Genomic DNA, 26626 nt, shown 5'->3' on the forward strand with positions numbered 1-26626 from the left:
GACGACAGTCCGCGATCACACCCCCAGCCGGTCCCTCACCCGCCCTGTCAGCACGGCGGCGGTGACGCCGACGCGCCAGAATGCGTGCATCGGGATCGGCTTGATGCCCGTGATCGGCATGTCGATCTCGGAGTTGCTTCCGCCGATCAGGCGGCGGGTGAGTTGCGCCCCCATCGCGGTCGAGAGCGCGACGCCGCGGCCGTTGCAGCCGAGCGAGATCAAAAGATTCTCGGCGGGCTCGTGCACATGCGGATAGTGATCCGCGGTGATGGCGAGCCGGCTGTTCCAGCCATGGGTCCAGGCGACGCCCTTGAGCTGCGGCCACAGGCGCTCGGCGTAGCGGGTCAGATAGGCGACGTCGGACGGGCTCTTGATCCAGCGCATCGGGCCGCGGCCGCCCATCAGCAGGCGATTGCGCTGGTCGATGCGGTAATAGACCGTGATGTGACCGCTCTCGTAAAGCACCGGCCGCGTCGGCATGATCGCGCGCGCGACCTCGTCCGACAGCGGTGCGGTGCAGGCGATCGACGAGAACACCGGCACGATGCTGCGGCGGAGCGTCGGCCAGAGGTCGTCGGTGAAGCCGTTGGTCGCGAGCAGCACCTTGTCGGCGTGCACGACGGCACGCGGTGTCTCGATCCGCCAGCGGCTGCCGTCGCGGCGCAGCGACAGCGCCGGCGTCTCGCCATGCACGGCGGCGCCGGCGCCGATCGCGGCACGCGTCAGTCCCCGCGCGTAGCTCAGCGGATGCAAATCGCCGCCACGCGCATCCAGCACGGCGCAGAGGTAGCGGTCGCTGCCGGTCATCTCGCGCATTTCGGCGGCGTTCAGCAGCTTCACCGGCATGCCGCGTGCGATGCATTGCTTCGCGGTCGCCTCAATCGCAGCGGCGCTGGCCTCGTTGTAGGCGGCGCGCAGCGTGCCGTTCTGCCGCGCCTCGCAGGGGATCTGGTAGCGGCGGATCAGGTCGTGCGTGAAGTTGGTGGTGCCGCAGGAGAATTCGATCATGCGGCGACCGAGATCCGGGCCGAAATCGGTCTCGATCTGATCGGGGTCGTGCTTCAGCCCCGGATTGGTCTGCCCGCCATTGTTGCCGGAGGCGCCCCAGCCCGGCTCCTGTGCTTCCAGCACAGTTGCGCGCACACCTTTCTCTGCGAGATGCAGCGCAGTGGAGAGCCCGGTGAAGCCGCCGCCGATGATCGCGACCGGCACGCTCGTGTCCGCGGTGAGCGGCGGCGTCGGCTCCGCGGGCACGGCGGTGTCGGCATAGAGGCTTGGCGGCAGCGGCAGGCGAGTGGGTGGGGTCATGGGAGGAACTCGCGTTTCACCTCTCCCCATCGGGGAGAGGTCGCGCCGAAGGCGCGGGTGAGGGGCCGCAGGTCCCACGAGAGAGCGTCACCCCTCACCCTGATCGCATCTTTCGATGCGATCCGACCTCTCCCACAAGGGGAGAGGTGGACCGGTTGCGCGGTGACGATTGCGACCAAACTCATCAGAATACTGTCACAACGGATGCAGCACGCGCCGCAAGAAATCCTGGGTGCGCGGATGCTGTGGCTGGTTGAGGACTGACTTCGCCGCGCCCTGCTCAACGATGACGCCGCCGTCGATGAACAGCACGCGGTCGGCGACGTCGCGGGCGAAACCCATCTCGTGGGTAACGACGACCATGGTCATGCCGTCGTCGGCGAGCTTGCGCATCACCGAGAGCACCTCGCCGACCAATTCGGGATCGAGCGCCGAAGTCGGTTCGTCGAACAGGATCGCCTTCGGCTGCATCGCCAGCGCGCGGGCGATCGCAACGCGCTGCTGCTGGCCGCCGGAGAGCTGCGGCGGATGGACGTCGGCCTTCTCGGCGAGACCAACCTGCGCCAGCAATGCGCGGCCGCGCGCGATCGCAGCCTCGCGCGGCTCCTTCTTCACATAGAGCGGGCCCTCGATGACGTTCTCGAGCGCGGTGCGATGCGGGAACAGGTTGAAGCGCTGGAACACCATCGAGACTTGCGTACGGATCGCCACGATCGAACGGTCGCTGCGATCGACCCGCGCGCCCTCGACGCTGATCTCGCCGCGATCATAGCTCTCGAGCCCGTTGATGCAGCGCAGGATGGTCGACTTGCCGGAGCCGGAGGGGCCGATGATGCAGACCACCTCGCTCCTGGCGACCGACGCCGAGATGCCCTTCAGCACCTCGACCTTGCCAAAGCTCTTGTGGACATCCTTCAGCTCGATCATTTGCGGTTCGCCTTGGTCTCGAAATGCCGAACCAAGAGGATGAGCGGGATGCTCATGGTGAGATACATCAGCGCCACCAGCGTGAACACGCTGGTGTTCTTGAACGTGGACGATGCGATCAGCCTGCCCTGCAGCGCGAGCTCGGCGACTGTGATGGTCGAGGCCTGCGAGGAATCCTTCAGCATCATGATCATGATGTTGCCGTAGGGCGGCAGCACGATCCTCACCGCCTGCGGCAGCACCACACGCCGCATGGTGAGCCACCAGCCCATGCCGATGGTCTGCGCCGCCTCGATCTGGCCCTTGTCGATCGCCTCGATGCCGGCGCGGAAGTTTTCGGCCTGATAGGCCGAGTAGGCAATGCCGAGCCCGAGGATCGCCGCCTGCAGCGCCGTCAGCGCGATGCCGAAATCGGGCATCACAAAATAGAGGTAGAACAGCAGCACGATGATCGGGATGCCGCGGATCACGTTGATCAGCGAGGCGCTGAGGCCCACGAAGAAGCCGATGCCGGACACCCGCATCAGCGCCCACACCAGCCCGAGCACGGTCGACAGCGCCAGCGAGCCGACGGTGACGACAACCGTCAGCCAGACACCCTGCAACAGGATCGGCACGAAGTCGCCGGCGTCGCTGACAAATTTCTGCATCGGTGCGCGGGCTCAGGATGAACGTCAACCGTTGCGTCAGGACGCGTTGGCCTTCTGGCCCCATTTCTCCAGGATCTTTGCGATGGTGCCGTTGGCCTTCAGTTTCGCGAGCGAGGTGTTGATCTTCTTGAGCAGCTCGGTATCGCTCTTGCGGACGCCGATCGCGACCGTGCCGACGGTGACGGGCTTGTAGCCATCGACCAGGCGCACGTCGGCGAAATTGCCCTGCTGCAGATTGTAGGCAAGGATCGGATGATCGGCGAAGCCGGCCTTGAGGCGGCCCGCGTTCACGTCACGCAGGATATCGGGAATGCTGTCGTAGACCTTCACCTCGCTGAACAGCCCGGTCTTCTTCAGCGCATCGACGAAGGCGGTGCCGACCTGGGCGCCGACCACCGTACCCTTCAAATCCTCCTGCGAGGTGTAGGCCTTGGTGTCGGTCTTCGGCACCACGAGCCCCTCGCCATAGGTGTAGACGGCGTCGGAGAAGTCGATCACCTCCTTGCGCGCGGCGGTCGCGAACATCGCGGCGGCGATAATGTCGATCTTGTTCGAGGTCAGCGAGGGGATCAGCGCCGAGAACTGCATCGGCTCGATCTGCACGGAAAAGCCGGCGTCCTTGCCGATCTCGGTGGCGAGATCGACCATGATGCCCTGAATCGAGTTGGTCTTGGTGTCGAGGAAGGTGAAGGGGATCCCGGTCGGCGTCGAGCCGACCTTCAGGACCTGCTGCGCCTGCGACGGCGCGCTCAAGGCAATGGCAAGCGCCGCGATCGCGGCCTGGACGAGACGCTGAAAGGACATCGCAACACCTCCCGAAGCTGACACCGGCGCCGCGTCGCCCGATGGTTTCGAGCTTGTTGTTGCGGGCGACGCCGCTCCGGCCTATTTTCACCGATATGAAATTGTGGTCACGAAATCGCGGCCAATGCAAGCGGTTTTCATGCACATGAAGGAAGCGGCTGACGTGAGCGGCGGCAAGCGAATGCGCAAAGGAGCGGCAGGCAAGCCTGCGGCGGCGCGCCGCTCGGCAAGGAAGCCGGCGGAACCGCCGGTCGACCTCGCGGTCGGACGCCGCATCCGCGATCTGCGCCGCGCCAAGCAGATGTCGCTGGAGACGGTCGCCGCGCGCGCGCAGCTCTCGATCGGCTTCATCAGCCAGATCGAGCGCGGCCTGTCGTCGCCCTCGCTGCGGGTGCTGGCGACGCTCGCCGATGTGCTTGGGGTCGGCATCGCCGCGCTGTTCGGTGCGACATCGAATGACGACGCCGCGGCAAACGGCGTGGTCACGCGCGAGGCGCAGCGCGCCGAGCTGAAGCTGTGGCGCACAGGGGTCTCGAAACAATTGCTGAGCCCGGCCGGCAGCGAGAGCCGGCTCAATCTGTTCCTGGTGCATCTTGCCCCCGGCGGCAGCACCGGCGACGAGCTCTACACCCATGACGGCGAGGAAGCCGGCCTCGTGCTTAAAGGCGAGATGACGCTGACCGTGGACGCCGAGACCTGGACGCTGAGAGAGGGCGACAGCTTCCGCTTCGCCAGCCGCCGGCCGCACCGCTTCTCCAATCCGGCCGACGATGCGAAGGCGGTGGTGCTGTGGGTGAATTGCGTGACGGCGGCGGGGTAGCCGCGCATTCACGGTCATTGCGAGGAGCTCGCGACAAAATTGCAAAGCAATTTTGCGCTGACGCGACGAAGCAATCCATAGTTCCGCATATGCGGAGGAATGGATTGCTTCGCTTCGCTCGCAATGACGGACAGGGTTAGTCCGATAACCCCATCACCACATCCTCGATCCTGATCGGGAAGCGGCGGACGCGGATGCCGGTGGCGTGCCAGACCGCGTTGGCGACGGCGCCGGCGCTTCCGGTGATGCCGATCTCGCCGACGCCCTTGATGCCGAGCGCATTCACATGCGGATCGTGCTCGTCGACCGTGATCACATCCATCGGCGGCACGTCGGCATTCACCGGCACATGATATTCCGCGAGGTTGGCATTCAGGATGCGGCCCGACCTGCGGTCCATCACCACCTCCTCATGCAGCGCGAAGGAGAGGCCCCAGATCATGCCGCCGTAGAGCTGGCTTTGGACCAGGCGGGGATTGATGATGCGGCCGGCGGCGAAGGCACCCACCAGTCGTGTCGCCCGGATCTGGCCGAGCTCTGGATCGACCTTGACCTCGGCGAACACGGCGCCATGCGCATGCATCGCATATTGCGATTGCGCCGCCGGATCGGCCGCGCCGATGCCGTTGGCGTCGATCTCGGCGAGGCCGGCGCGCGCGAGGATGTCGGCATAGCTGTCGCTGCGCGCATCGTCGTCGCGGCGATGCAGCCGCCCGGCCCGCGCGACCACGCCCGCATTGCCGGCGCCGAACAGCGGCGACCGCTCGTCCCTAGTCGCGAGGTCGGCGAGCTTCGCGATCACGGCCGCACCGGCATTGTGGATTGCAGCACCGACAGTGGCGGTATGCGCCGAGCCGCCGGCGATGCCGGCATCCGGCAGATCCGATGTGCCCGAGCGGAACTCGATCTGCGCGAGGTCGAGACCGAGCGCGTCAGCCGAGATCTGCGTGAGCGCGGTCCAGGCGCCCTGCCCCATGTCGTGCGCGCCGCTCTCCATCACGCCGCGGCCGTCGGCGCGGATCACGGCGCGGGCGTTGCCCTGGAACATCAGCGCCGGGAAGGTCGCCGTGCCCATGCCCCAGCCGACGAGGAAGCCGTTCTCGTCGCGCATCTGCCGCGGCTGCAACGGACGCCGCGCCCAGCCGAAGCGTTCGGCGCCGCGGGCGTAGCACTGCCGCAGCGCCTTGGAGGAGAACGGCTTGCCGGTGGTCGGTTCGACCTCGGCATAATTCTTTAGCCGGAAGTCCAGCGGATCGATGCCGCAGGCGAACGCCGCCTCATCGATCGCGCTCTCCAGCGCGATCGAGCCGGTCGCCTCGCCCGGCGCGCGCATGAACAGCGGCGTGCCGGTGTCGACGCGCACCGCCTCATGCGCGGTGCGGATCGCAGGACTTGCGTAGAGCGTGTGCGAGGCATCGGCAGCGGGCTCGTAGAAATCGTCGAAGCTCGACGTGGTGATGCGCGCGTGATGATCGATCGCGGTCAGCGTACCGTCATCGTCAGAGCCGATGCGCAGCCGTTGCCGGGTCGCGGAACGATGCCCGACCGGGCCATACATCTGGCTGCGGCGCAGCACCAGCTTGACCGGACGGCCGACCAGTTTCGCGGCCATGATGCCGAGCACCTGCGGCCCCGACACCAGGCCCTTGGAGCCGAAGCCGCCGCCGAGATACGGGCTGTTGATGTGGATGTTGGCCGGCGGAATGCCGAACAGCCCGCCGATCCGTAGCTGCGCCATCGCCATGCCCTGGCTCGGCGTGTCGATGAACAGCTTGTCGCCGTCCCACACCGCGACGATCGCGTGCGGCTCCATCGCGTTGTGATATTGCGCCGGCGTCTCATAGGTCGCGTCTGTCAGCTTCGACGCCGCGGCAAAACCCGCATCGATATCGCCGTGCTGGACCTCGGCGGGATTGCCGATCCCGACCACCGGCGGCACGTAGGGCTCGCCGGCGTCGAGGCCGACGCGCGCGATCTCGACCTGGTAGCGCGGCGACAATAGCGCCGCGCCTTCGGTCGCAGCCTCCAGCGTTTCCGCGATCACCACCGCGATCGCCTGGTTGGCGTAGCGCACCTCGTCGCTCTGCAACAGCTCCATGCGGAAGGTGAACGGATTGCCCTTGGCGTCGGGATCTTCGGCAAGCTCGGGCTTGTGCGAAGGCGTCATCACGTCGACGACGCCGGGATGACGCTTGGCGGCGGCGACATCGAGCGACTTGACACGGCCGCGCGCGATACAGCTCGTCGCGATCACGGCATAGAGCATGCCGGGCGGATGATTGTCCGCGGCATAGCGCGCCTTGCCGGTCACCTTCAGCACGCCGTCGGTGCGGGTCAGCGGCTGGCCGATGTTCGAGCCATGCCGGAGGTGGGCGGGATCGCGGGTGAGGTTGAGTTCGGGCGTCATGCATTACGCTCCTGCAACGGATGAGAAGGGAGAGGCGGGCAGCGCGGGAATGCGCGCTGGCGTGCCTGCGGCGGCAAGGGCAAGCGCGCGCACGACGATGCGCTGCGCAAGCTCGATCTTGAAGGCGTTGTCGCCGGATGGCCTTGCATCGGCGAGCGCGGCGCGCGCCGCCTCCCGATAGAGGGCTGCATCGGGCGCGCGACCCGCAAGCACCTGCTCGGCCTCGCGCGTCCGCCACGGCTTGGCCGCGACGCCACCAAGCGCAAGCCGCGCCTCGCGGATTGCGCCATCCGCGATCCGCAAGGCTGCCGCGGCCGAGACAACGGCGAAGGCATAGGACGTGCGCTCGCGCACCTTGATGTAGCGCGCATGCGCGGCGAAGTCCTTCGCCTCGGCCGGCAGGCGCAGCGCGACGATCAGATCGCCAGGCTCGAGCGCCGTCTCGCGCTCCGGCGTGTCGCCGGGCAGCCGATGCAGCGCTTCAAGCGGCAGCTCGCGCCGGCCGCCCGCGCCCTCGATCTCGACGACTGCGTCGAGCGCAACCAGCGGCACGCAGAAATCGGAGGGATGGGGTGCGATGCAGCCCTCGCTCCAGCCGAGCACCGCGTGCAGGCGGTTCTCACCGTGTCGCGCATCGCAGCCGGCGCCCGGCCAGCGCCGGTTGCAGGCGCTGGCGGCGTCGTAGAAATAGGCGCAGCGCGTCCGCTGCATCAGATTACCACCGACGGTCGCGGCGTTGCGGAGCTGCGCCGACGCGCCCGACAGCAGCGCCTCGGCGACCGCCGGATAGCTGCGCGCAAACTCCGCGTCATGCGCGAGATCGGCATTGCGCACCAGCGCGCCGATGCGCAAGCCGCCATCCGCAAGATGCTCGATGCGATCGAGCCCGGGCAGACGCGTGACATCGACTAGCCGGCTCGGCCGGCTGACGCCGCCCTTCATCAGGTCGAGCAGATTGGTGCCCGACGCGAGATACGCAGCGCCCTTTTCGGATGCCGCCGCGATCGCCTCCGCTACGCTGGCCGGCCTGACATAATCGAAGTTCATCATGCGGAGCGCCTCCGGTTGGCAGCATTGATCTCGGCCGTCGCCTCGAGCACGGCCTCGGTAATCCCGGCGTAAGCGCCGCAGCGGCAGAGATTGCCGCTCATGCATTCGCGCACGCGCTCCGGATCGTCGCCGGCCTGGCCTTCCCGGATCAGGCCGATGCCGCTCATGATCTGGCCCGGCGTGCAGAAGCCGCACTGGAAACCGTCCTGCGCGATGAAGGCGGCTTGCACCGGGTGCAGCTGGTCGCCGTGCGCGACGCCCTCGATGGTTGTGATCTCGGCGCCGTCGTGGCCGACGGCGAGCGCGAGGCAGGAGTTGATGCGGCGTCCGTCGACCAGGATGGTGCACGCGCCGCACTGGCCGTGGTCGCATCCCTTCTTGGTTCCGGTGAGGTCGAGGCGCTCGCGCAAGAGGTCGAGCAGGGTGACGCGGGGGTCGTCGAGCGCAATGTCCCGGCGGACTCCGTTGATGGTGAGACTGAGAAGGAGATTCATGCAGGGCTCCGATCCGTGTATGGTCGGGTTGAAGCGAGGCAACACGATCCCGTGGCTGCCGACTGATGGTCGGCGCGCCTTGTCAGGCCGGATGCTGGTCGCCATATACGGAGGCATCCTCCGTTTACAAGGGAGGGTGAAAACAAAAAGGAATGGCCGGCCATTCAACAGAAATTGTTCGCAAGCCCCGCGCGGACGCCGTGCGCAATCGCGAGCGTGTGCTGGAAGCGGCAAAGGCGGTGTTCTCGGCCGGCGGCAGCGGGGCGAGCCTGGAGGCCGTGGCGCGGCACGCCGGCGTCGGCATCGGCACGCTCTACCGCCACTTTCCGACCCGCGAGGCGCTGTATGAAGCCGTCTATCGCCGCGAGGTCGAGCAGCTCGGCGATCTCGCCGAGCAACTGGAGAATGCGCCCGATCCGGTCGAGGCGCTGCGGCGCTGGCTGCGCGCCAATGTCGAATTCGTCGCGACCAAGAAGGGCATGGTGGCGGCGCTAGCGCTGGTCGCGCACGGCTCGACCGAACTGCATGCCTATTCCTTCGACCGCCTGACCAAGGCGATCGGCACCCTGCTCGCGCGCGCGGTCGCGGCCGGCGAGATCCGCGCCGACATCAGCGCCGAGGACGTGCTGCGCGCTCTGATCGGCATGTGCTACATGCACGACCAGCCCGGCTGGCAGACCACCGCACTGCGGCTGCTGGATGTGTTCGTCGATGGTCTGCGCCTGCGGCCGGCGGGCAGGACGGAGCCGACGTCAAGATCCAAGCCGACTGGAAGAAGCCCAAGCCGGAAGCAAACGCGTTAGAACATATACGCGCAAGAGACGTCGCGCCGATCAGGATGCGCGTGATGTTCACGATATCCCAGGCGACGCAAGAGCGGACATCACGAGGCCCGAGCCGCCGGACATCGATCCGGCAAGCCGCAGATCTCACAGCTTGGTCCAGGCTTCGGCGATCGGATCGAAGACGGCCGGGTTCTTCCTTACAGTCACCGACCACACCGGCATCGTGAAGGTCGGATCAAGGGCGAGGACTTTGGACGCGGTCGCCCTTGCGTCCTTCATGCGCCCGAGCCTGACAAGCGCGACCGTCAACAGAATGAGCGGAACGCTGAACGACGGATTCGCCTCCACGGCGAGGCTGGCAGCCCACTGGGCCTTCTCAAATCTGTTCAGATGCAATTCCGCGACCGCGACCGCCATGTGAGCGATCAGCGTATCGAACGGACTCAATTCGAGAGCACGTTGCGCCCGCGCGATCGCGACCTCGGTCCGCCCCATCCAGGCCTGCGCAAAGGCACTGTTGCCGAGGGCGACGACGTTCGAGTTGCTGATCGACAGAGCCCGGTCGAAGACGTCGAAGGCCGCCTGAGCATCGGAATCGAGAAACCAGATCACCAGCCCGGCGGTCCCGAGCGCGGTCGCATCGTCGCTCCGCGTGGCGGCACGGGCATGGCGGATCGCAGACTCGCGGTCGGACTCGTGCAATCCCTGGCGGCTGAACCTGATTTGGAAGCAGCGCGACAGATGAGCATGCGCCGCCGAATAGTCGGGCTCGAGCTCCAGCGCCTGCTGCAGCAAGGGAATGGCCTCGCCCGCCCCGACCGGCATCGTGGTGCGCATCGAGGAGAGCGCTCTGAGAACCAGATCATAGGCGCCGAGGTTGTTGGGGCGCGCGCGCCTCACCCGGTTCACCTCGGCCTTGCGCAGGTTCGGCTCGATCGCGCCGATCAGGCTCATTGCAATCGAGTCCTGAACCTCGAACAGATCATCGAACCGGCGGTCGTAGCGCTCGGCCCACAGCGATCGGCCCGATTCCGCTTCCACCAGCCGGGCTGTGATCCTGATCCGATGATCCGCCTTGCGAACGCTCCCCTGCACCAGATAGCGGCATCCAAGGTCGCGGCCGACCTTGGCGAGGTCCCGAGCCTCGGCACCGTAGGTGAAGCTGGAATTGCTCGCGATCACTGAAATGCCGCCGATGCGCGCGAGCCCGGTAATGATGTCCTCGACAATCCCATCGGCAAAGTAGTCCTGGGCCGGATCTCCGCTCAGGTTTGCGAAACGAAGAACGGCGACCGATGTGCCCGGGTGGTTTCCACCCTGATCGACAGAGCCCGGCGATGTCGCGGATGTGTCCATGCCGACGAGTCGATATCCACGACCAGGCACCGTGACAACGTGGCTCTGCCCCTCGCCCGCTGCCTCGAGCGCCTTGCGCAGCGAGGAGACATGAACCTGGATTGCATTCTCCTCCACGATCCGGCCGGCCCAGACCCGCGCCATCAGCCGATCCTTGTCGACGACCTCGCCGTGCGCGAGTGCCAGTTCGCACAGGATGTCGAACGCGCGGCTGTTGAGCTTGACGGGAGCTCCGGAGCACGTGAGCGCACGGTTCATCACATCAAGCCGAAAGCGTCCAAATCTCACGGGAGTGTCAGTCACCGTCTCGCCTCACGCGCATTAACGTTCAGAACTCTTCAGGTTCTTAAACAAGGACCTTAGGCGCGCGCGGAGCTAGGTGTCCAGCATCGCAGCCGGCTGATCGCCGACCCTGAGGTAACGCGATGCGTACAACTCCTGCACTCACAGCCCTCTCCACCATCGCCTTGATAGCCGGACTGTCGGCAGCGGCGCGCGCCCAGACCCACGCCGGCACCTGGCCCGCGCAGGCCGTCAGGATCGTCACTCCGTTTCCGCCGGGCAGCGGTGGCGACATCACGGCCCGCCCCTTTGCTGATCGCCTCGCGAAGCTGTGGGGCAAGCCTGTGATCGTCGAGAACCGCCCTGGCGCCGACGGGATCATCGCGGTGACATCGGTCCTCAACTCGACCAACGGGCACACGATCCTTTACACGAATGGTGGACCGCTCACGAGCAACCAGATCTCACACGCCGGCAAACTGCCCTATGAGCCGATGAATGATCTATTGCCGATCTCCGGCGGCGCCGAGGTCTATGTCGGGATCGGAGTGCCGGCCTCCCTGCCGGTTGGAACCGTCGCCGACTTTCTCGCGCTCGCGAAATTGCAGCCCGGTCAATTCAACTGGGGCGGCACGCCCGGGAGCCTGGACTATCTGATACCGGGGTTCTTCAAGAACGTGGGCGTCGATTTGACGCATGTTCCGTATCGGGACGTCACTTCGGCCATGCAGGACCTGTCGCAGGCGCGACTCCAGCTCTACGCCGCGGCAGTCGCAACCCAGTTGCCGATGGCGCAGGCCGGCAAGGTCAAGATCATCGCGGTCACGAACAGGGATCGCGCACCCGGTCTGCCCGACGTGCCAACGGCCGACGAGGCGGGATTTCCCGACCTCCGCTATGAGGCATTCCTCGGATTTTTCGGACCACGCGGAATGTCGGCGGACGCTATCGAACGCATCAGCTCCGACCTGCACGTGATCGCGACCGACCGGGATCTGGCGGCAAAGTTCAACGCCATTGGCATGAAGATGCGGATCACGACGCCCGCAGAGCTCAAGCAGATGGTGGTGAACGAGCGCGCGGCGCTGGCGAAGCTCGCGCCAGCAGCAGGCGCGCCGCCCGCGGAATAAGCGGTTGGCAGGAGACATCACATGAAGAAAGACAGCACGTTCGCGGAGCGGCTCTTCGAGATCGGAAGCAGCTATCGGCGCGCGAGAGTCCTGCTGAGCGCGGTGGAGCTGGATCTGTTCTCGACGCTGGCGGTCGCGCCGCTCGATGCGACAGGCCTTGCAAGCCGGCTCGGCATCGCGCCGCGCGGGGCGCGAGACTTCTTCGACACGCTTGTGGCGCTTCACCTTCTGACGCGCGATGCAGAAGGCCGCTACCACAACGCGCCCGACTGCGATCGATATCTGGACCGGGCGAAATCAACCTATCTTGGCGGGAGCTTCGAACAATACAGCCGCCGGGAATATGACATGTGGGGCGCGCTCACCGAGGCGTTGAAGACCGGAAAGCCGAGGGCGGAGATCCACGGCCAGGATCATTTCAAATCGCTCTATGACGACGCCGCGCGGTCTGAGACTTTCGTCAATGCAATGACGGCTGGCAGCTTGGTGGCAGCTCAGGCCATCGCCGAGCGCTTCCCTTGGCGGGATTACACCACGCTCTGCGACATCGGCACGTCACAGGGTTGTCTGCCGGCGCAGGTGGCGCGAGCCCATCCGCATGTCAGCGCAATCGGCTTTGACCTTCCGCCGCTACGGCAAGCTTTCGAGAGCTACGTTCGCGACGCCGGCCTCGACAAGCGATTGCGTTTCGTGGCCGGCGATTTCTTCAGGGATCGCCTGCCGGCAGCCGATGTGATCGTGTTCGGCCGCATCCTGCACAATTGGGATTTGGCCACCAAGACAATGTTGCTCCAGAAGGCCTACGATGCTCTGCCGCCCGGCGGCGCTGCCCTCGTCTATGACCTGCTGATCGACGATGATCGGTTCGCCGAAGTGAGCGCACTCCTCTCATCCCTGAACATGCTGCTATGGACCGCGACAGGCTTCGGCTATAGCGGCGCGGATTGTGTCGGCTGGATGCGCAAGGTGGGCTTCGTCCGCATCCGCGTCGAAAAACTACCGGGTGGACACTCAATGATCGTCGGCCATCGGGCGTGAGCACAGCAACGAAGCATCCCATCGCTTGCCCCACGGCCGTCCTCTGGAAGCCCCAATGGCCTGTGAAAAACAAGGCTGAGCAGCGTCCTGCACGGCGCGAGGAACCTGCGGCCGGCTCTCCTGTTCAGCCCGATAACGAAGACCGAGGAGGACCATCAGTATGAAGACACTTCAAATGCAGCATGAACTCACCGCCGAACTCGAAAGGCGATCGGGCGTCAAAGGGCTCAAGCTGATCCGCCTCAAGGGCTACGACCCGAGCTGGGACCTTGGAGGCACGCGCGAGACCGCGCTGGACGAGGCGAAGGAGAGGCAGCTGCGCGAGGAAGTCACCCGGATGCAGCAGGAGTTCGACATCGCCTAGCGCGCACACCGTGATTGGCGCGCGCCGAACGCACGGCCTCAGCCGAAGCGGTGATCGTAGCGGGTGATCGACAATTCCTTGGTGTCGATCTCGGGCGTCTTGCCCGAGAGCATATCCGCCAGCACCCTCCCCGAGCCGCAGGCCATGGTCCAGCCGAGCGTGCCGTGGCCGGTGTTGAGATGCAGATTGGCGTAGCGGGTCCCACCGATCACCGGCGGGCCGTCCGGCGTCATCGGGCGCAGGCCGCACCAGAACGTGGCCTTCGAGAGATCGCCCCCGCGGGGGAAGAGATCGGTGAGCGAATGATCCAGCGTCGCGCGCCGCGCGGCGTAGAGCTTGGTCGAATAGCCCGAGATCTCGGCGGTGCCACCGACGCGGATACGATCGCCGAGCCGCGTGATCGCGACCTTGTAGCTCTCGTCCATCACGGTCGATTCGGGCGCACCGGCCGCATCCCTGATCGGCACGGTGATCGAATAGCCCTTCACCGGATGGACCGGCAGCGAGATGCCGAGCGGCCGCACCAGACGCGGCGAATAGCTGCCGAGCGCGAGGATATAAGCATCGGCCTGCATCACACCGGCACTGGTCGCGACTCCCGCGATGCGGGTCGCATCCGCGTTCAGCCCGTCGATGCCGACGTTGAAATTGAAGCGCACGCCGAGCTTCTCGGCCTCCAGCGCCAACGCCTGCGTGAACATGTGGCAATCGCCGGTCTCGTCGTGCGGCAATCGTAGCCCGCCTGCGAACTTCTCCTTGACCTGCGCCAGCGCCGGCTCCACTGCGATGCAGCCGTCGCGGTCGAGCACCTCGAAGGGCACACCGTATTGCTTGAGCACGGCAATGTCCTCGCCGGTGCCATCGAGCTGCGCCTGGTGGCGGAACAGTTGCAGCGTGCCGCGCGCACGCTCGTCGTAGCGGATGCCGATCTCGTCGCGCAGGCCGCGCAGGCAATCGCGGCTGTACTCCGCGATCGGAATCATCCGGCTCTTGTTCACGGCGTAGCGCGCGCTGGTGCAGTTGCGCAGCATCTTGAGCAGCCACAGCCACATCACCGGATCGAGCTTCGGGCGGATCACCAGCGGGCCATGCTTCATCAACAGCCACTTCACTGCCTTCACGGGCACGCCGGGACCGGCCCAGGGCGAGGAATAGCCGGGCGACACCTCGCCGGCATTGGCGAACGAAGTTTCGAGCGCGGGCTTGGGCTGACGATCGATCACCGTCACCTCGTGACCGGCACGGGCGAGATAATAGGCCGAGGTGACGCCGATCACGCCACTGCCGAGAACAAGGACCTTCACTGTTCCTCACATCCTGCAGCGGAAACGCATTCGCCGCTGCGAAACCAGTCTGCTTCGCAACGGCGACAGCATTTTGTAGGGCTAGCGACTATCGAGCTGGAGCTCGTTCCGATCCGGTCGGAGCGAGCTCCAGCTTCTTTTTTGCCGCGCTTTGCTTAAGCGAACCGGTGTCCACTTCGCTGGAAAACGCTTTGCAATGATCAGGCCACGCGCTTGATGGCATCCCCGAGGATCGAGACCATGTCGTCGATATGCTTCTTCTCGACGATCAAGGGCGGCGACATTGCCATGGAATCGCCGCCGAGGCGCAGATAGAGGCCGTTGTTGAAGCAGTCGACCATGATGTCGTAGCCGCGCGTACCGACAGCATCCTTGCGTGGCGCGACTTCGACCGCGCCCATCAGGCCGATGTTGCGGATGTCGATGACGTTCGGCAGGCCCTTCAGCGAGTGCAGGGCATCGCGGAAGTAATCGGCGAACTGGGCACCGCGGGTCAGCAGGCCCTCGTCCTTGTAGATGTCGAGCGTGGCAAGGCCGGCGGCGCAGGCCACCGGATGGGCCGAATAGGTGTAGCCGTGGAACAGCTCAATCGTGCCCTCCGGGCCGGTCATCAGCCCGTCATAGATCTTGCGGTCGGCGAACACAGCGCCGCAGGGCACGGCGCCGTTGGTGATGCCCTTCGCGGTCGTCATCAGGTCGGGCGTGACGCCGAAGAAGTTGGCGGCGAACGGCGCGCCGAGACGGCCGAAGCCGGTGATGACCTCGTCGAAGATCAGCAGGATGCCGTGCTTGGTGCAGAGTTCGCGTAGCCGCTGCAGATAGCCCTTCGGCGGCGGCAGCACCGCGGTCGAGCCGGGCACCGGCTCGACGATCACCGCGGCGATGGTGTCGGCGCCATGCAGCGCCACCATCCGCTCGACGTCGTCGGCGAGCTCGGCGCCGTGATCCGGCAGGTCCTTGGCGAAGGCGTTGCGGGCGAGATCATGGGTGTGGCGGATGTGGTCCACACCGGGCAGATGGGTCGCGAAGGCGCGGCGGTTGGCGACCATGCCGCCGACCGACATGCCGCCGAAGCCGACGCCATGATAGCCGCGCTCGCGGCCGATCAGTCGGGTGCGGGTCGGCTGGCCGGTGGCGCGGTGATAGGCCAGCGCGATCTTCAGCGCGGTATCGACCGATTCAGAGCCCGAATTGGTGAAGAAGATGCGGTCCAGCCCCTTCGGGGCGATCTCGGCGAGCCGCTCGGCGAAATCGAACGCCAGCGGATGGCCCATGTTGAAGGAGGGCGCGAAATCCAGCGTGCTGAGCTGCCGCTCGACGGCGGACGCGATCTGGGGGCGGCCATGGCCCGCATTGACGCACCAGAGGCCAGCCGAGCCGTCGATCACCTGCCGCCCGTCGACGGAGGTGTAATACATGCCCTTGGCGGAGGAGAACAGCCGCGGCGTTTTCTTGAACTGCCGGTTGGCCGTGAACGGCATCCAGAACGAATCGGTCTTGATGGTGTTCGGAATCTGATGAACGGTCACGGCGGCGCTCCATTGCTGACTGCCTAATAGTCGGACCACGCTTCGCACTACTCAACAAGTCCTTTTCTGCCGCACCGCAAGCCATTGATCTCATTGAGGCGGTCTGCGAAGATTTGCTCGATCCGCAACACCTGCAACAGGACCTTGCCATGAGCGTCGATATCGGCGGACGGCTGCGATTCATCCGCGCGCGCCACAAGCTGTCGCAGCGGGAACTCGCCAAGCGGTCCGGCGTGACCAATTCGACGATCTCGCTGATCGAATCCAACCAGATGAATCCCTCGGTCGGTGCGCTGAAGCGCATCCTCGATGGCATCCCGATGGGGCTTGCGGAATTCTTTGCGATCGAGCCGGAGCGCCCGCGCAAGGCGTTCTACCGCGCCGAAGAGCTGACCGAGATCGGCAAGAACCCGATCTCCTACCGCCAGGTCGGCGACAATCTGTTCGGTCGCGCATTGCAGATCCTGAAAGAGCGCTACGAGCCCGGCAGCGACACCGGCCGGGTGCCACTGTCCCATGAGGGCGAGGAAGGCGGTATCGTGGTGAGCGGACGGCTCGAGGTCACTGTCGACGACGAGCGGCGCGTGCTGAACGCCGGCGACGCCTATTACTTCGAGAGCCGTCGCCCGCATCGCTTCCGCTGCATCGGGGCCAAGCCCTGCGAGGTGATCTCGGCCTGCACGCCGCCCTCGTTTTGAACCCGGCGCGCGCAATTCTTGTTTCGACGCGTTTTCTTCACGCGAACCGGTGTCCATCACGGATCAAGTCCGGGACAGGCTTCGCTTGAAAACGCTCTCTATGCCAGCGCCAGCCGCTGCCGTGCGCGCAGCAGCAACAGCACCATGATGGTGACGTTGAGCAGGTTCCAGGCGAGGCCATTGGCGAAGGCCGCGGCGTAGGAGCCGGTTGCGTCGAAGATCACGCCCGAGATCCAGCCGCCGAGAGACATGCCGAACACCGAGGCGAAGATCACGATGCCGATGCGGGTCGCCGCCTCCGCCGCCGGCATCGCCTCGCGCACGATGATCGCATAGCTCGGCACGATGCCGCCCTGGAACAGACCGAACATCGCCGAGATAATGTAGAGCGAGGTCAGGCTGTCGAAGAACAGATAGAACAGCAGCGCCGACCCTTGCGCGATCGAGCCGATCAGGAGCGTGCGGATGCCGCCGATCTTGTCGGCGAGGAAGCCGGAGCCGATCCGGCTGATGATGCCGAAGCCGAGCATCAGCGACAGCATCTCGGCGCCGCGCGCCACGCCGTAGCCGAGATCGCCGCAATAGGCGACGATGTGGACTTGCGGCATCGACATCGCCACGCAGCAGGAGATCGAGGCCACCGACAGGATTGCAGTCAAGGCATTGGTGGAGAGCTTCAAGTCGACCCGCGGCGGCGGCGCGCTGACATGGCTGCGCCTGACAGCCGCCCCCATCAACAGGCGCAGCACGACGAGCGCTACCGCCATGGCGATCGCGGTGAAGACGCCGATCGCGATATGGGTGGTGCGCCAGCCGAACGTCTGGATTCCGAAATTCACGGCCGGCGGCCACAGCGTGCCGCCGATATAGTTGCCGCTCGCGGCGATCGCGACCGCGAGCCCGCGATAGCGGTCGAACCAGTGCGAGGCCTCGGCCATCAGCGGACCGAAGGTTGCCGCCGAGGACAGGCCGATGGCGAAATGGAGCAGGATGAACGCCCAGACCGACGGCGCGTAGCCCGCACCGATATAGCCGAGACCGAGGATGCCGATCCCGACGCCGATCGCGGCGACAATGCCATAGCGGTCGCTGATCTTGCCGGTCACCACCTGGCCGAGGCCGAAGCCCAGCATCACCATGGTGAAGGCGAGCGATGCGGTCCCGCGCGTTGCGGCGAAGTCGGACTGCACCACCGGCAGCGCCACAACGACCGACCACATGCCGACGCTGCCGAGCGAGCCGATGACCACAGCGACGGCAAGCCTCAGCCACGCCCGGCGGGAGTCGGGAATAAACTGGTCGGTTTCGAGGGAATATTGAGAATAAGTTTCCACAGCAGGCGCAACTTCGTCGGCAATCGCCTCCGGGTCAAGCCACGATGCCGAGAGATTAGGCATGCAAGACGGAGGGAGCGCTGCCGCCTGACAGCTCCCCGATGCGACAGCTTACGTGGCGAATTACTTGGCGAAATCCGGGTCCTGCGACTGGAAGGCACCGCACTTCGCCCGCTTGCCGAACCGCTGATCGAAGTCGACGGTGCCGCCACCGACCGGAATGCGGGTCGGCGGCAGTCCGCGCGTATATTGGTCGACCGTCACGGTTGTCTTGTCAGCGCTCAGGGTGATCCGCACCGGCTCGAGCGGCTTGCCCTTGTTCGCCTCCGTCAGATCGAGTGCGTAGTAGCCGATCACGGATTGTCCGCCTCGCATGTGATGATCGACCGATAGCGGCAGATAGACCTCCATCCTGACACCCTCGCCCTCGCAAGCCAGCATGCGGATCATCGCGGCTTCGAAGCCCGGCGGTTTTGCGACAGCGGCCGGCACGAGGCAAAGGGTGATGGCCGCGACGAAGCTGATGCTCGCGAGGCCCGGCTTGCCGGCCACGGCAACAGTGCGGTGCATTTGACTTCGCATTGAGCAACCCTGCCTCATGGACGATGATCTCGCACTTCGTCGGGCGCAGGGATCAGCAGGTTCAATCCCTGCCGCGGCGCGCCGGCCCGTTCGGGAATATCGCTCGCCGGATGGTGATCGTGCTGGCCAGGAAGGCTGCTACAATGTGTGCCCGTTCATACAGGCGGTTCGCCATCCCCGTTACGATGGCGGCGCGTGCTCGGAACACCGGTTGCACGCCCCTAGCCAACAAAGCGCGAAGGAGTCGCCTGCGTGCCGGCACCATGCCGGACGCCTCGCAAGACAAGGATCAAAGCCTGCATCGCCGGAGGGTCATCATGCATTTGTCGTCAGCGGAATGGCTGCCCGTCTCAACCGCGCCATCAGACCGGGAGCTCGAAGTCTGCGTCCTCGACTATGATGGAATTGTCCACGCGCTTGTATTCCCATGTCGCAGGGAAGGTGCCGAATGGATCGACGATGCCAACAGGAAGCACCTCGGCATCCAGCCCACGCATTGGCGCAACTGGATGCATTCAGCGAACTAGGCGACAGGCCCGAGCATCCTGAAACGCCGCCGCGTTCCGCGCCGCTTGTGCGGCGCACGACGCGCCCGGAGGACGCATTTCGGACCAACGCGCAGCGCGAGCGGCCCGAAGCCACTTGTCCCGGTCCTCTCGCGCCGGCCTGCAAGATTGGCTAGACTTGCGGTGTGGGTTCAGGGTGAGCCGGAGGCTCGTCATGAAATCGCACGTTGTTCCTTTTGAAAATCGCTGGACGAACGGCAAGCATGCCAGGGAGTGGCATGGCGAGCTCGAGCGGCTGGGCGTCCCAACCGTCAGGACGATGTACTGCGAGCACGAAACGCATCATCTCGAAGAGCCGGCAGTGGTATTCGACATCCCCGCCGGCTTTGTGCGCGACTGGCTCGCCTTCCACGACCGGCGCACCGCGCGCCAGCAGTTGCTCTGGCGCGCGAGCGTCATCCTGCTGGGCCTCATTGTCGCATCGGGCGTCGTGCTTAGCGCCCTCAGGTAGCCGCCCGGCCGTACCGGCAGCCGAGGTGACCGCGCGGCCCCGCCGCTCGCGGGTACAGCAGGCCTGCGTACCCGCCCCCTCCGACCGACAAACGACCCAGTCGAATGCCGAATTAACCCTTTGCTAACCATACACCGGGCAAAAATTGCCGAGTGAAGTCGAGTGTCGTCGATCGCGTATGACGGGCGGAGATCCCCGTGGACGCAAGTGCGGTGCCTCACTTTCGAAACGGCGGCCCTGCGGCCGTCGCGCAGACGCTTGGCGGCCGCAGCCGCCAATCGCGGGGGAGAGCGGCTACCATGGTCGACGTCACGGCGGGTCAGGGCACGGCGGGCAAGGGCGGCGGCTTCCCGAGCCTCAGTGAGATCAGCGATATCCTGAAGCGCGGCGATCTCGCGCTGGCGCTCGGCGTCCTCACCATCCTGGTGGTGCTGATCCTGCCGCTGCCCTCGCTCGTGCTCGACCTCTTCCTGGCGGTCTCGATCACGGTCTCGATCCTGATCCTGATGACCTCGCTGTTCATCCAGGCGCCGCTGGAATTTTCGTCGTTCCCGACCATCCTCTTGATCTCGACCATGCTGCGGCTGTCGCTGAACATGGCCTCGACCCGGCTGATCCTGAGCCACGGCCATGAGGGCACCGCGGCCGCCGGCCATGTCATCGAGGCGTTCGGCAACTTCGTCATGGGCGGCAACTTCGTGATCGGGATCATCGTGTTCGCGATCCTGGTGATCGTGAACTTCGTGGTCATCACGAAGGGTTCGGGCCGCATCGCCGAGGTCGCGGCGCGCTTCCAATTGGACTCGATGCCCGGCAAGCAGATGGCGATCGACGCCGACCTCTCCGCCGGCCTGATCGACGAGAAGGCCGCCAAGGAGCGCCGCAGGGCGCTGGAGGACGAGAGCGGCTTCTTCGGCGCGATGGACGGTGCCTCGAAATTCGTTCGCGGCGATGCCATCGCGGGCCTCCTGATCGTCGGCATCAACATCGTCGGCGGCATCATCATCGGCGTCGCGCAGCAGGGCCTCTCGTTCAGCGAAGCCGCCCGCACTTACACGGTGCTGACCGTCGGCGACGGCCTCGTCACCCAGGTGCCCGCCCTGATCGTCTCGACCGCGGCGGGCCTGCTCGTCTCCAAGGCCGGCATCACCGGCGCCGCCGACAAGGCGCTGATGGGGCAGCTCTCCGGCTATCCGCAGGCGCTCGGCATGTCCGCCGGCGTCATGCTGGTGCTGTCACTCTTGCCCGGCATTCCGATGATCCCCTTCATGGCGCTGGGCTCCGGCGCCGCGGCGCTGGCCTGGACCGCGCGCAAGCAGAAGCGAGCAGTGAAGGCCGCGGAAGCCGCCGCAGCAGCCCCGGCTGCCTCCGCGGCAGCCGCCGCTGCCGCCGCGGAGGAGCCGATCTCCGCCGCGCTGAAGATCGACGACCTCAAGATCGAGCTCGGCTACGCGCTGCTGCCCCTTGTCAACGGCCCCGACGGCACCGACCGCCTCACCGAGCAGATCAAGGCGCTGCGCCGCTCGCTCGCGATCGAGATGGGTTTCGTGATGCCGGCGGTGCGCATCCTCGACAATGTGCAGCTCGAGGCCAACAGCTACGCCATCAAGATCAAGGAAGTGGACGCCGGCACCGGCAAGATCTGGCCGAACCAGTTCATGGTCATGGACCCCGCCGGCAACCAGGTACAGCTGCCTGGCATCCACACCCTGGAGCCGACCTTCGGCCTGCCGGCCACCTGGGTCGATGCCGGCCTGAAGGAAGAGGCTGCGCTGAAGGGCTACACCGTGGTCGACGCCGCCACCGTGCTGTCGACGCACCTGACCGAATTGCTCAAGACCAACATGGCGGACTTGCTATCCTATGGCGAGGTGCAGAAGCTGCTCAAGGACCTGCCGAAGGAACAGGGCGAGCTGATCAAGGACATCGTGCCGAGCCAGGTCACGGTGTCGGGCATCCAGCGTGTGCTGCAGCTCCTGCTCGCCGAGCGCATCTCGATCCGCGACCTCTCGACCATCCTCGAGGGCATCGCCGACGCGCTGGCGTTCTCGCGCAATCCGGCCACCATGGTCGAGCACGTCCGCGCCCGGCTGGCGCGGCAGATCTGCGCCCAGAACACCTCGCCGAACGGCTATTTGCCGCTGATCGCGCTGTCGGCACGATGGGAGCAGGCCTTCGCCGAGTCGATCGTCGGTCAGGGCGACGACCGCAGCCTGGCGATGCAACCGTCCAAGCTCTCCGAATTCATGACTGCCGTGCGCAACGCTTTCGAGCAGGCAGCCCGCGAAGGCGAGGCGCCGGTGCTGGTGACGTCGGCTGCGATCCGGCCATTCGTACGCTCGCTGGTCGAGCGGTTCCGCTCGCAAACCACCGTGCTGTCGCAAGCCGAGATCCATCCGCGGGCACGCCTGAAGACGGTCGGCAGCGTCTAAACGCGAGGCAAATCAGTTGCTTTAGCGCAGTGCTTTTGCGTCACAGGCAACCGATTTGTGCGGAACCGGCCGGAACGGCCCTATCTCGGCCGCCACAATGCGGCAGCGAGCCAAGCTACTGACATTACTATCTTTTAACTCATAATCGCCTTTCGACCGCCATTTTTGATCGCGCGCGATCACGTCTTATCACCGCCTTGTGATCGCCTCTAGGGAACGGAATCGACAAATCCTACGTTAGCGGGGCGCGAGACATTGAACCCGGCAGAGAACGTAACCGACATATCTACAAGACCAGGAAGGCGGCAGGAGACTTCCATGAACCACTCGATCTACAGCGCAGATCGGATGACGCATCTGAAGATCGTCGTGGTTGCCCTGATCGCGGGTATCCTGGTGGCCGGTTTCGGGATCTCGGCGCGCAACTGGTCGGACGAGGGCTTCGCGCAGACGGCGCGTGTCATAAAGGCCGACAAGCCGGTTGCAGTTACAAGCTCGAGCAACTCGCTCGTCCGCTAACAGGAGAGTTTCACGGAATTCACGTAGCTCTTTACAGCCCCCCAAAGTCGCTACGTGGATATTAAGACCCCCAACTACCCCCAAGTTGACTGTTGAAAACGCCCGCTCCCCACGGGCGTTTTCTTTTTTTGCGCGTTCCTGGCTGACGCGACCTCTACCTCTGCCCGCCGGGCACCGTCTCGATCAGCTTGCCGGTGAACACCGGCGCGGTGGTTGGCTGGCCGCTCGGCGATCCGCCCTCCTGCTCGACGGTCACGGCATAGGTGGCGCCGTTGATGACGTCGGAATCGTAGCCCGCGAGTGCCGGCCGCTCGGTGAAATCATCGGCGCCGATCACGCCGAGCGAGCGGGGCTGCCGCAGCTTGTCCGAGATCAGCCACAGCTCGAAGCTCTTGCCCTGCTCCGCCGCGGCGCCGACCTTGCGCACCGTGAAGTTCTTGGTCGCGCCGTCGATGGTCAGGATGAAGGCCGGGCCGCCGCCCTGGCCCTGCAGCAGTGCGACATATTGCGCTGATGGCGTGAGCACCGGCGCCGGCGTCTTCACCTCGACGGTACGGATGCGCGGCTTCGGCCGCAGGCTGTCCGGCAAGGCGTCGGGCTGGAAGATCTGCAACCCGACCATCACGAGCAGCGCCGCCGCGATCGCGCTCGCAACCGACGCGATGCCGCGCCAGCGCTTCACGCGACCCGCGAGATCGATGACGTTGCTCTCGTCAGCGACCCGTGCTGCGCGGATCTCGGCCGGCTCGACTTGCGGCGACGGTGACGGCGCAGGCATTGGCTCCGGTGGCGGCACCGGCTCGGGTAGCGCGAGCGGCGCCTGCGCTTCGCCGGGACGACCGATCGCGAATTTGATGTTCTCCCAGACGATCGGCCGCGGCTCGACCAGGCCGACCATCTGGTTCAGCGGCCCGAGCCTGAACTCCCACGCCTGCACGACCGCGGCGAACTCCGTGTCGACGGCCATCATGGTCTCGACCTGCGTGCGCTCCTCCGCATCGAGCGTGCCGAGCGCATACTCGGCGGCGAGCACGATATGGTCTTCGCTGTAGGTTATCACTCTCGCGCACCATCACGTCTCCCCATCGGGGAGAGGTGGACCGTCGATGCGCCAGGGGCTGAGGCTGATCTCGTCATGGCTAAAGTCCAAGACACTCCCTGATTTCCATCATGCTCCGGCGCAGCCAGCTCTTCACCGTGTTCACCGGCGTCTCGAATTTCGCGGCCAATTGCTCGCGGCTCCAGCCGTTGTAATAGGCGAGCAGGACGAGCTTCTGACGATCCGGCTCCAGACGGCCGACACATTCCAGCAGCCGCTTCAACTCTTCCGTCATCTCCCGTCGCGCCAGCGGATCGGGCGATTCCGCGGCCACTTCCATCGCCGCCGGCTCTTCCTCGAGTGAGACCTCGCCGCGCTTGCGCACGACGTCGATGGCTCGGTTGCGCGCGATCGACGTCATCCAAGTGATCGGGGAAGAGAGGGCAGGATTGAACTGTCCGGCGCTGTTCCAGATCTTGACGTAGGTCTCCTGGATGACCTCCTCGGCGAGGTCCTGGCGCCGCAAGATACGGAGCACGACGCCGAAGAGTTTCGCGCGCGTTGCGGCGTAGAGCCGCTCGAAAGCGGCCTCATCCCCCTTGGCGACAGCGGCGATCAGCCAGACCAGCTCAGGCGGCGTCAGCATTCAGCGTCCCCCAAAGCCCGCTTTCCCCATCGCGTCGTCGCCAACCGCTCGGTGCCAACTGCCGTGCTGCCAATGGTCTTGCCGCCAATTGCTTTTTGCCGCCATCTCCTGAACGGTCGTAGCATATTTTCTTGCCGCCCGATCCACCGATCGGCCGGCTTGTGGACAGTTCAAACAAAAACCCGGGCCAAGGCCCGGGTTTTGATCCTTTTCGGAGATGGAGGAGATGCGTCAGGCGATGACACCGAGCCGGGCGCGCATCAGGCCGATCGAATCCATGTCAGCCTGCTCGCGGGCGGTCTCTTCAGCGCGCTCGCGCGCCTGGTCGCGCTCGTCGAGCAGCTCGACCTTCTTGAGCTCCTCGAATGCGTCCGACAGCAGCGCCTTGGCGTCCTCGAGCTGGCCGCGCAATTCGTCAGCCGAGCGGGTCAGGTTTTCCCGGCGCTGGATCGCCGCCTTGGCGTAGGTCGGGTAGGCAAAATGGGTGGGGTCGTTGATCCCGGCACGCTCCTGCTCGACCTGGATCTCGCGCTCAAGCTCGACCGACATGCGCTGGAAGTCGGCGATCATGCCTTCGATCTGGGTGACCCGGCGGCGCTTTTCGTCGACCTGAAACTTCTTCAGCCGGATCAGCGTTTCACGTGACTTCATCGACACTTACTCCCCAGAAGTCCCGATTTTGAACGCGGGACAGAGCCGGCTTCCCGCTGGGCCCCGCCGGCATCGCTAATGATCTGCCGCGGATGATGGCCTGACAAAGTTAGCGTTCCGTTTCCAAACCCGACAGGATTTGGGCGAGTTGCCGGTAGCCATCGCCGAGGCTGGTCGCCTCGTCCTTGGCCTGGCGCAGGAAGGCTTCCAGCGGTTCGTGCAGCCGGATCGCCTCGTCGACCTCGGCACTGGAACCGGGCCGGTAGGCGCCGAGCCGGATCAGCTCTTCCATGTCGGCATAGGTCGCCATCACCTGCCGCGCCTTGGTGATGAAGGGCAGGAAGGCCGGGTCGGCGGACCGCGGCATGGTGCGCGACACCGACTTGAGGATGTTGATCGCCGGATAGCGGCCGCGCTCGGCGATCGCGCGCTGCATCACGATGTGGCCGTCGAGGATGCCGCGCACCGCGTCCGCGATCGGCTCATTGTGATCGTCGCCGTCGACCAGCACCGTGAAGATCGCGGTGATGGTGCCGGCCCCGGTGCCCGGCCCTGCCCGCTCCAAGAGCTTCGGCAGTTCGGTGAACACGGTCGGCGTGTAGCCCTTGGCGGTCGGCGGCTCGCCCGCCGAGAGGCCGATCTCGCGCTGCGCCATGGCGAAGCGCGTGACCGAGTCCATCAGACACAGCACGTCCTTGTCCTCGTCGCGGAAATACTCCGCGATCGCGAGCGTGAGATACGCCGCCTGACGCCGCATCAGCGCCGGCTCGTCCGACGTCGCGACCACCACGACCGAGCGCGCCAAGCCCTCTTCGCCGAGGTCCTCCTGCAGGAATTCCTGCACCTCGCGGCCGCGCTCGCCGATCAGGCCGATGACGGAGATGTCAGCATCGACATTGCGCGCCAGCATCGACAACAGCACCGACTTGCCGACGCCGGAGCCCGCGAAGATGCCGAGCCGCTGGCCGCGGCAGCAGGTCAGGAATGTATTGAGGCCGCGCACGCCGAGATCGAGCGGGGCGCCGACCCGCTTGCGCGAATGCGCCGGCGGCGGCGGATTGCGGTAGGGCATCGGCGAGGCGCCCTGCGGCAGCGGGCCCTTGCCGTCGATCGCCTCACCCATCGCGTTGATGACGCGGCCGAGCCAGGCTGGCGACGGCCGCACCTGGCTTGCGGCATTGGCGATGACGGCACGGCAGCCGCGCCGTACGCCGTCGAGGCCGCCGAACGGCATCACGACCGCGTTGCTGCCGGAGAAGCCGATCACCTCGGCCGGGATGAAGCGGCCGGCGCCGACGTCGATCACGATGCGGGCGCCGACCGACATCGCGTGGATCGGGCCCGCGATCTCGACCATGAGTCCACGCACCCCGACGACGCGGCCATAAATATTGACGCCGTCGATGTCGCCGATCTGCTCCGCGAGCGCCTTCATTGCGAAAACCTTAAGTTTCCGCGCT

General features: G+C 65.7%; 26 protein-coding genes. 10 read left to right on the top strand and 16 right to left on the bottom strand.

The features are described from left to right. Nucleotides 1–15 precede the first annotated feature (15 nt). The 4 genes from MTX23_RS29375 to MTX23_RS29390 form a co-directional block, all read right to left on the bottom strand. Complete coding sequence (locus MTX23_RS29375; protein ID WP_280973616.1) at nucleotides 16–1308, bottom strand: FAD-binding oxidoreductase; 1293 nt, start codon at nucleotides 1306–1308, stop codon at nucleotides 16–18. A 195-nt stretch (nucleotides 1309–1503) separates the two neighbouring features. Continuing rightward, entirely contained in the window at nucleotides 1504–2235 is a 732-nt protein-coding gene (locus MTX23_RS29380) for an amino acid ABC transporter ATP-binding protein (protein ID WP_280973617.1), read from the bottom strand. Next, nucleotides 2232–2885 carry an amino acid ABC transporter permease gene (locus tag MTX23_RS29385; protein ID WP_280973618.1) on the bottom strand — a complete coding sequence of 218 codons (654 nt, stop codon included), beginning with the start codon at nucleotides 2883–2885 and terminating at the stop codon, nucleotides 2232–2234. The genes MTX23_RS29380 and MTX23_RS29385 overlap by 4 nt, the downstream gene beginning before the upstream one ends. Nucleotides 2886–2921: 36 nt before the next feature. Then, complete coding sequence (locus MTX23_RS29390) at nucleotides 2922–3689, bottom strand: ABC transporter substrate-binding protein (RefSeq protein ID WP_280973619.1); 768 nt, start codon at nucleotides 3687–3689, stop codon at nucleotides 2922–2924. 163 nt (nucleotides 3690–3852) lie between these two features. Here MTX23_RS29390 and MTX23_RS29395 point away from each other — a divergent pair, with 163 nt between their 5' ends. Continuing rightward, a complete protein-coding gene (locus MTX23_RS29395; protein ID WP_280978247.1) occupies nucleotides 3853–4509 on the top strand; it encodes a cupin domain-containing protein in 657 nt (218 codons plus the stop codon). A gap of 136 nt (nucleotides 4510–4645) precedes the next feature. Here MTX23_RS29395 and MTX23_RS29400 read toward each other — a convergent pair whose 3' ends face one another. From MTX23_RS29400 to MTX23_RS29410, 3 genes are read right to left on the bottom strand one after another with little or no spacing between them, the layout of a single operon-like run. Continuing rightward, a complete protein-coding gene (locus tag MTX23_RS29400; protein WP_280973620.1) occupies nucleotides 4646–6916 on the bottom strand; it encodes a xanthine dehydrogenase family protein molybdopterin-binding subunit in 2271 nt (756 codons plus the stop codon). A gap of 3 nt (nucleotides 6917–6919) precedes the next feature. Further along, the gene (locus tag MTX23_RS29405) at nucleotides 6920–7966 is read right to left on the bottom strand and encodes a xanthine dehydrogenase family protein subunit M (protein ID WP_280973621.1); all 1047 of its coding nucleotides are present in this window, start codon (nucleotides 7964–7966) and stop codon (nucleotides 6920–6922) included. Then, nucleotides 7963–8460: a (2Fe-2S)-binding protein gene (locus MTX23_RS29410; protein WP_280973622.1), complete on the bottom strand. Its 498-nt coding sequence runs from the start codon at nucleotides 8458–8460 to the stop codon at nucleotides 7963–7965. Before MTX23_RS29410 ends, MTX23_RS29405 begins: the two co-directional genes overlap by 4 nt. Nucleotides 8461–8612: 152 nt before the next feature. Between MTX23_RS29410 and MTX23_RS29415 the strand changes: the two genes are divergently transcribed. Then, entirely contained in the window at nucleotides 8613–9263 is a 651-nt protein-coding gene (locus tag MTX23_RS29415) for a TetR/AcrR family transcriptional regulator (protein WP_280973623.1), read from the top strand. Between the two features lie 126 nt (nucleotides 9264–9389). On the opposite strand, the gene MTX23_RS29420 is transcribed toward MTX23_RS29415, so the two are convergent. Further along, nucleotides 9390–10859, bottom strand: coding sequence for a winged helix-turn-helix domain-containing protein (locus MTX23_RS29420; protein ID WP_280973624.1), 1470 nt, complete (start codon nucleotides 10857–10859; stop codon nucleotides 9390–9392). A gap of 167 nt (nucleotides 10860–11026) precedes the next feature. On the opposite strand from MTX23_RS29420, the gene MTX23_RS29425 reads away from it, so the two are divergent. From MTX23_RS29425 to MTX23_RS29435, 3 genes are all read left to right on the top strand, one after another. Then, nucleotides 11027–12013, top strand: coding sequence for a tripartite tricarboxylate transporter substrate binding protein (locus MTX23_RS29425; RefSeq protein ID WP_280973625.1), 987 nt, complete (start codon nucleotides 11027–11029; stop codon nucleotides 12011–12013). A gap of 21 nt (nucleotides 12014–12034) precedes the next feature. Further along, entirely contained in the window at nucleotides 12035–13051 is a 1017-nt protein-coding gene (locus MTX23_RS29430; protein ID WP_280973626.1) for a methyltransferase, read from the top strand. Between the two features lie 160 nt (nucleotides 13052–13211). After that, nucleotides 13212–13415: a hypothetical protein gene (locus tag MTX23_RS29435; RefSeq protein WP_280973627.1), complete on the top strand. Its 204-nt coding sequence runs from the start codon at nucleotides 13212–13214 to the stop codon at nucleotides 13413–13415. Nucleotides 13416–13453: 38 nt separating this feature from the next. Here MTX23_RS29435 and MTX23_RS29440 read toward each other — a convergent pair whose 3' ends face one another. Then, nucleotides 13454–14719, bottom strand: coding sequence for a D-amino acid dehydrogenase (locus MTX23_RS29440; RefSeq protein ID WP_280973628.1), 1266 nt, complete (start codon nucleotides 14717–14719; stop codon nucleotides 13454–13456). 200 nt (nucleotides 14720–14919) lie between these two features. Further along, nucleotides 14920–16248: an aspartate aminotransferase family protein gene (locus MTX23_RS29445; RefSeq protein WP_280973629.1), complete on the bottom strand. Its 1329-nt coding sequence runs from the start codon at nucleotides 16246–16248 to the stop codon at nucleotides 14920–14922. Between the two features lie 149 nt (nucleotides 16249–16397). On the opposite strand from MTX23_RS29445, the gene MTX23_RS29450 reads away from it, so the two are divergent. After that, nucleotides 16398–16946: a cupin domain-containing protein gene (locus tag MTX23_RS29450; protein ID WP_280973630.1), complete on the top strand. Its 549-nt coding sequence runs from the start codon at nucleotides 16398–16400 to the stop codon at nucleotides 16944–16946. A 98-nt stretch (nucleotides 16947–17044) separates the two neighbouring features. Here the strand turns inward: MTX23_RS29450 and MTX23_RS29455 are convergent, their stop codons facing one another. Both MTX23_RS29455 and MTX23_RS29460 read right to left on the bottom strand, forming a co-directional pair. After that, nucleotides 17045–18280: an MFS transporter gene (locus MTX23_RS29455; protein WP_280973631.1), complete on the bottom strand. Its 1236-nt coding sequence runs from the start codon at nucleotides 18278–18280 to the stop codon at nucleotides 17045–17047. Nucleotides 18281–18403: 123 nt separating this feature from the next. Continuing rightward, a complete protein-coding gene (locus MTX23_RS29460; RefSeq protein WP_280973632.1) occupies nucleotides 18404–18850 on the bottom strand; it encodes a hypothetical protein in 447 nt (148 codons plus the stop codon). Nucleotides 18851–18861: 11 nt separating this feature from the next. On the opposite strand from MTX23_RS29460, the gene MTX23_RS29465 reads away from it, so the two are divergent. The 4 genes from MTX23_RS29465 (at nucleotide 18862) to MTX23_RS29480 (ending at nucleotide 22830) form a co-directional block, all read left to right on the top strand. Continuing rightward, nucleotides 18862–19389, top strand: a complete 528-nt coding sequence (locus tag MTX23_RS29465; RefSeq protein WP_280973633.1) for a hypothetical protein — start codon at nucleotides 18862–18864, stop codon at nucleotides 19387–19389. 193 nt (nucleotides 19390–19582) lie between these two features. Next, nucleotides 19583–19879: a hypothetical protein gene (locus MTX23_RS29470; RefSeq protein ID WP_280973634.1), complete on the top strand. Its 297-nt coding sequence runs from the start codon at nucleotides 19583–19585 to the stop codon at nucleotides 19877–19879. A gap of 299 nt (nucleotides 19880–20178) precedes the next feature. Beyond that, on the top strand, nucleotides 20179–22311 hold the full coding sequence (gene flhA / locus MTX23_RS29475; protein WP_280973635.1) for a flagellar biosynthesis protein FlhA: 2133 nt from the start codon (nucleotides 20179–20181) through the stop codon (nucleotides 22309–22311). 318 nt (nucleotides 22312–22629) lie between these two features. Next, entirely contained in the window at nucleotides 22630–22830 is a 201-nt protein-coding gene (locus tag MTX23_RS29480; protein WP_280973636.1) for a hypothetical protein, read from the top strand. Nucleotides 22831–22984: 154 nt separating this feature from the next. Here MTX23_RS29480 and MTX23_RS29485 read toward each other — a convergent pair whose 3' ends face one another. The 4 genes from MTX23_RS29485 to fliI form a co-directional block, all read right to left on the bottom strand. Continuing rightward, complete coding sequence (locus MTX23_RS29485; RefSeq protein ID WP_280978248.1) at nucleotides 22985–23887, bottom strand: anti-sigma factor; 903 nt, start codon at nucleotides 23885–23887, stop codon at nucleotides 22985–22987. A gap of 82 nt (nucleotides 23888–23969) precedes the next feature. Continuing rightward, complete coding sequence (locus tag MTX23_RS29490) at nucleotides 23970–24515, bottom strand: sigma-70 family RNA polymerase sigma factor (protein ID WP_280973637.1); 546 nt, start codon at nucleotides 24513–24515, stop codon at nucleotides 23970–23972. Nucleotides 24516–24746: 231 nt separating this feature from the next. Continuing rightward, the gene (gene fliJ, locus MTX23_RS29495) at nucleotides 24747–25166 is read right to left on the bottom strand and encodes a flagellar export protein FliJ (RefSeq protein WP_280973638.1); all 420 of its coding nucleotides are present in this window, start codon (nucleotides 25164–25166) and stop codon (nucleotides 24747–24749) included. A 109-nt stretch (nucleotides 25167–25275) separates the two neighbouring features. Then, nucleotides 25276–26601 carry a flagellar protein export ATPase FliI gene (gene fliI, locus MTX23_RS29500; RefSeq protein ID WP_280973640.1) on the bottom strand — a complete coding sequence of 442 codons (1326 nt, stop codon included), beginning with the start codon at nucleotides 26599–26601 and terminating at the stop codon, nucleotides 25276–25278. Between the last annotated feature and the right edge of the window lie 25 nt (nucleotides 26602–26626).

The organism is Bradyrhizobium sp. ISRA436 (assembly GCF_029910015.1).
Lineage (GTDB): Bacteria > Pseudomonadota > Alphaproteobacteria > Rhizobiales > Xanthobacteraceae > Bradyrhizobium.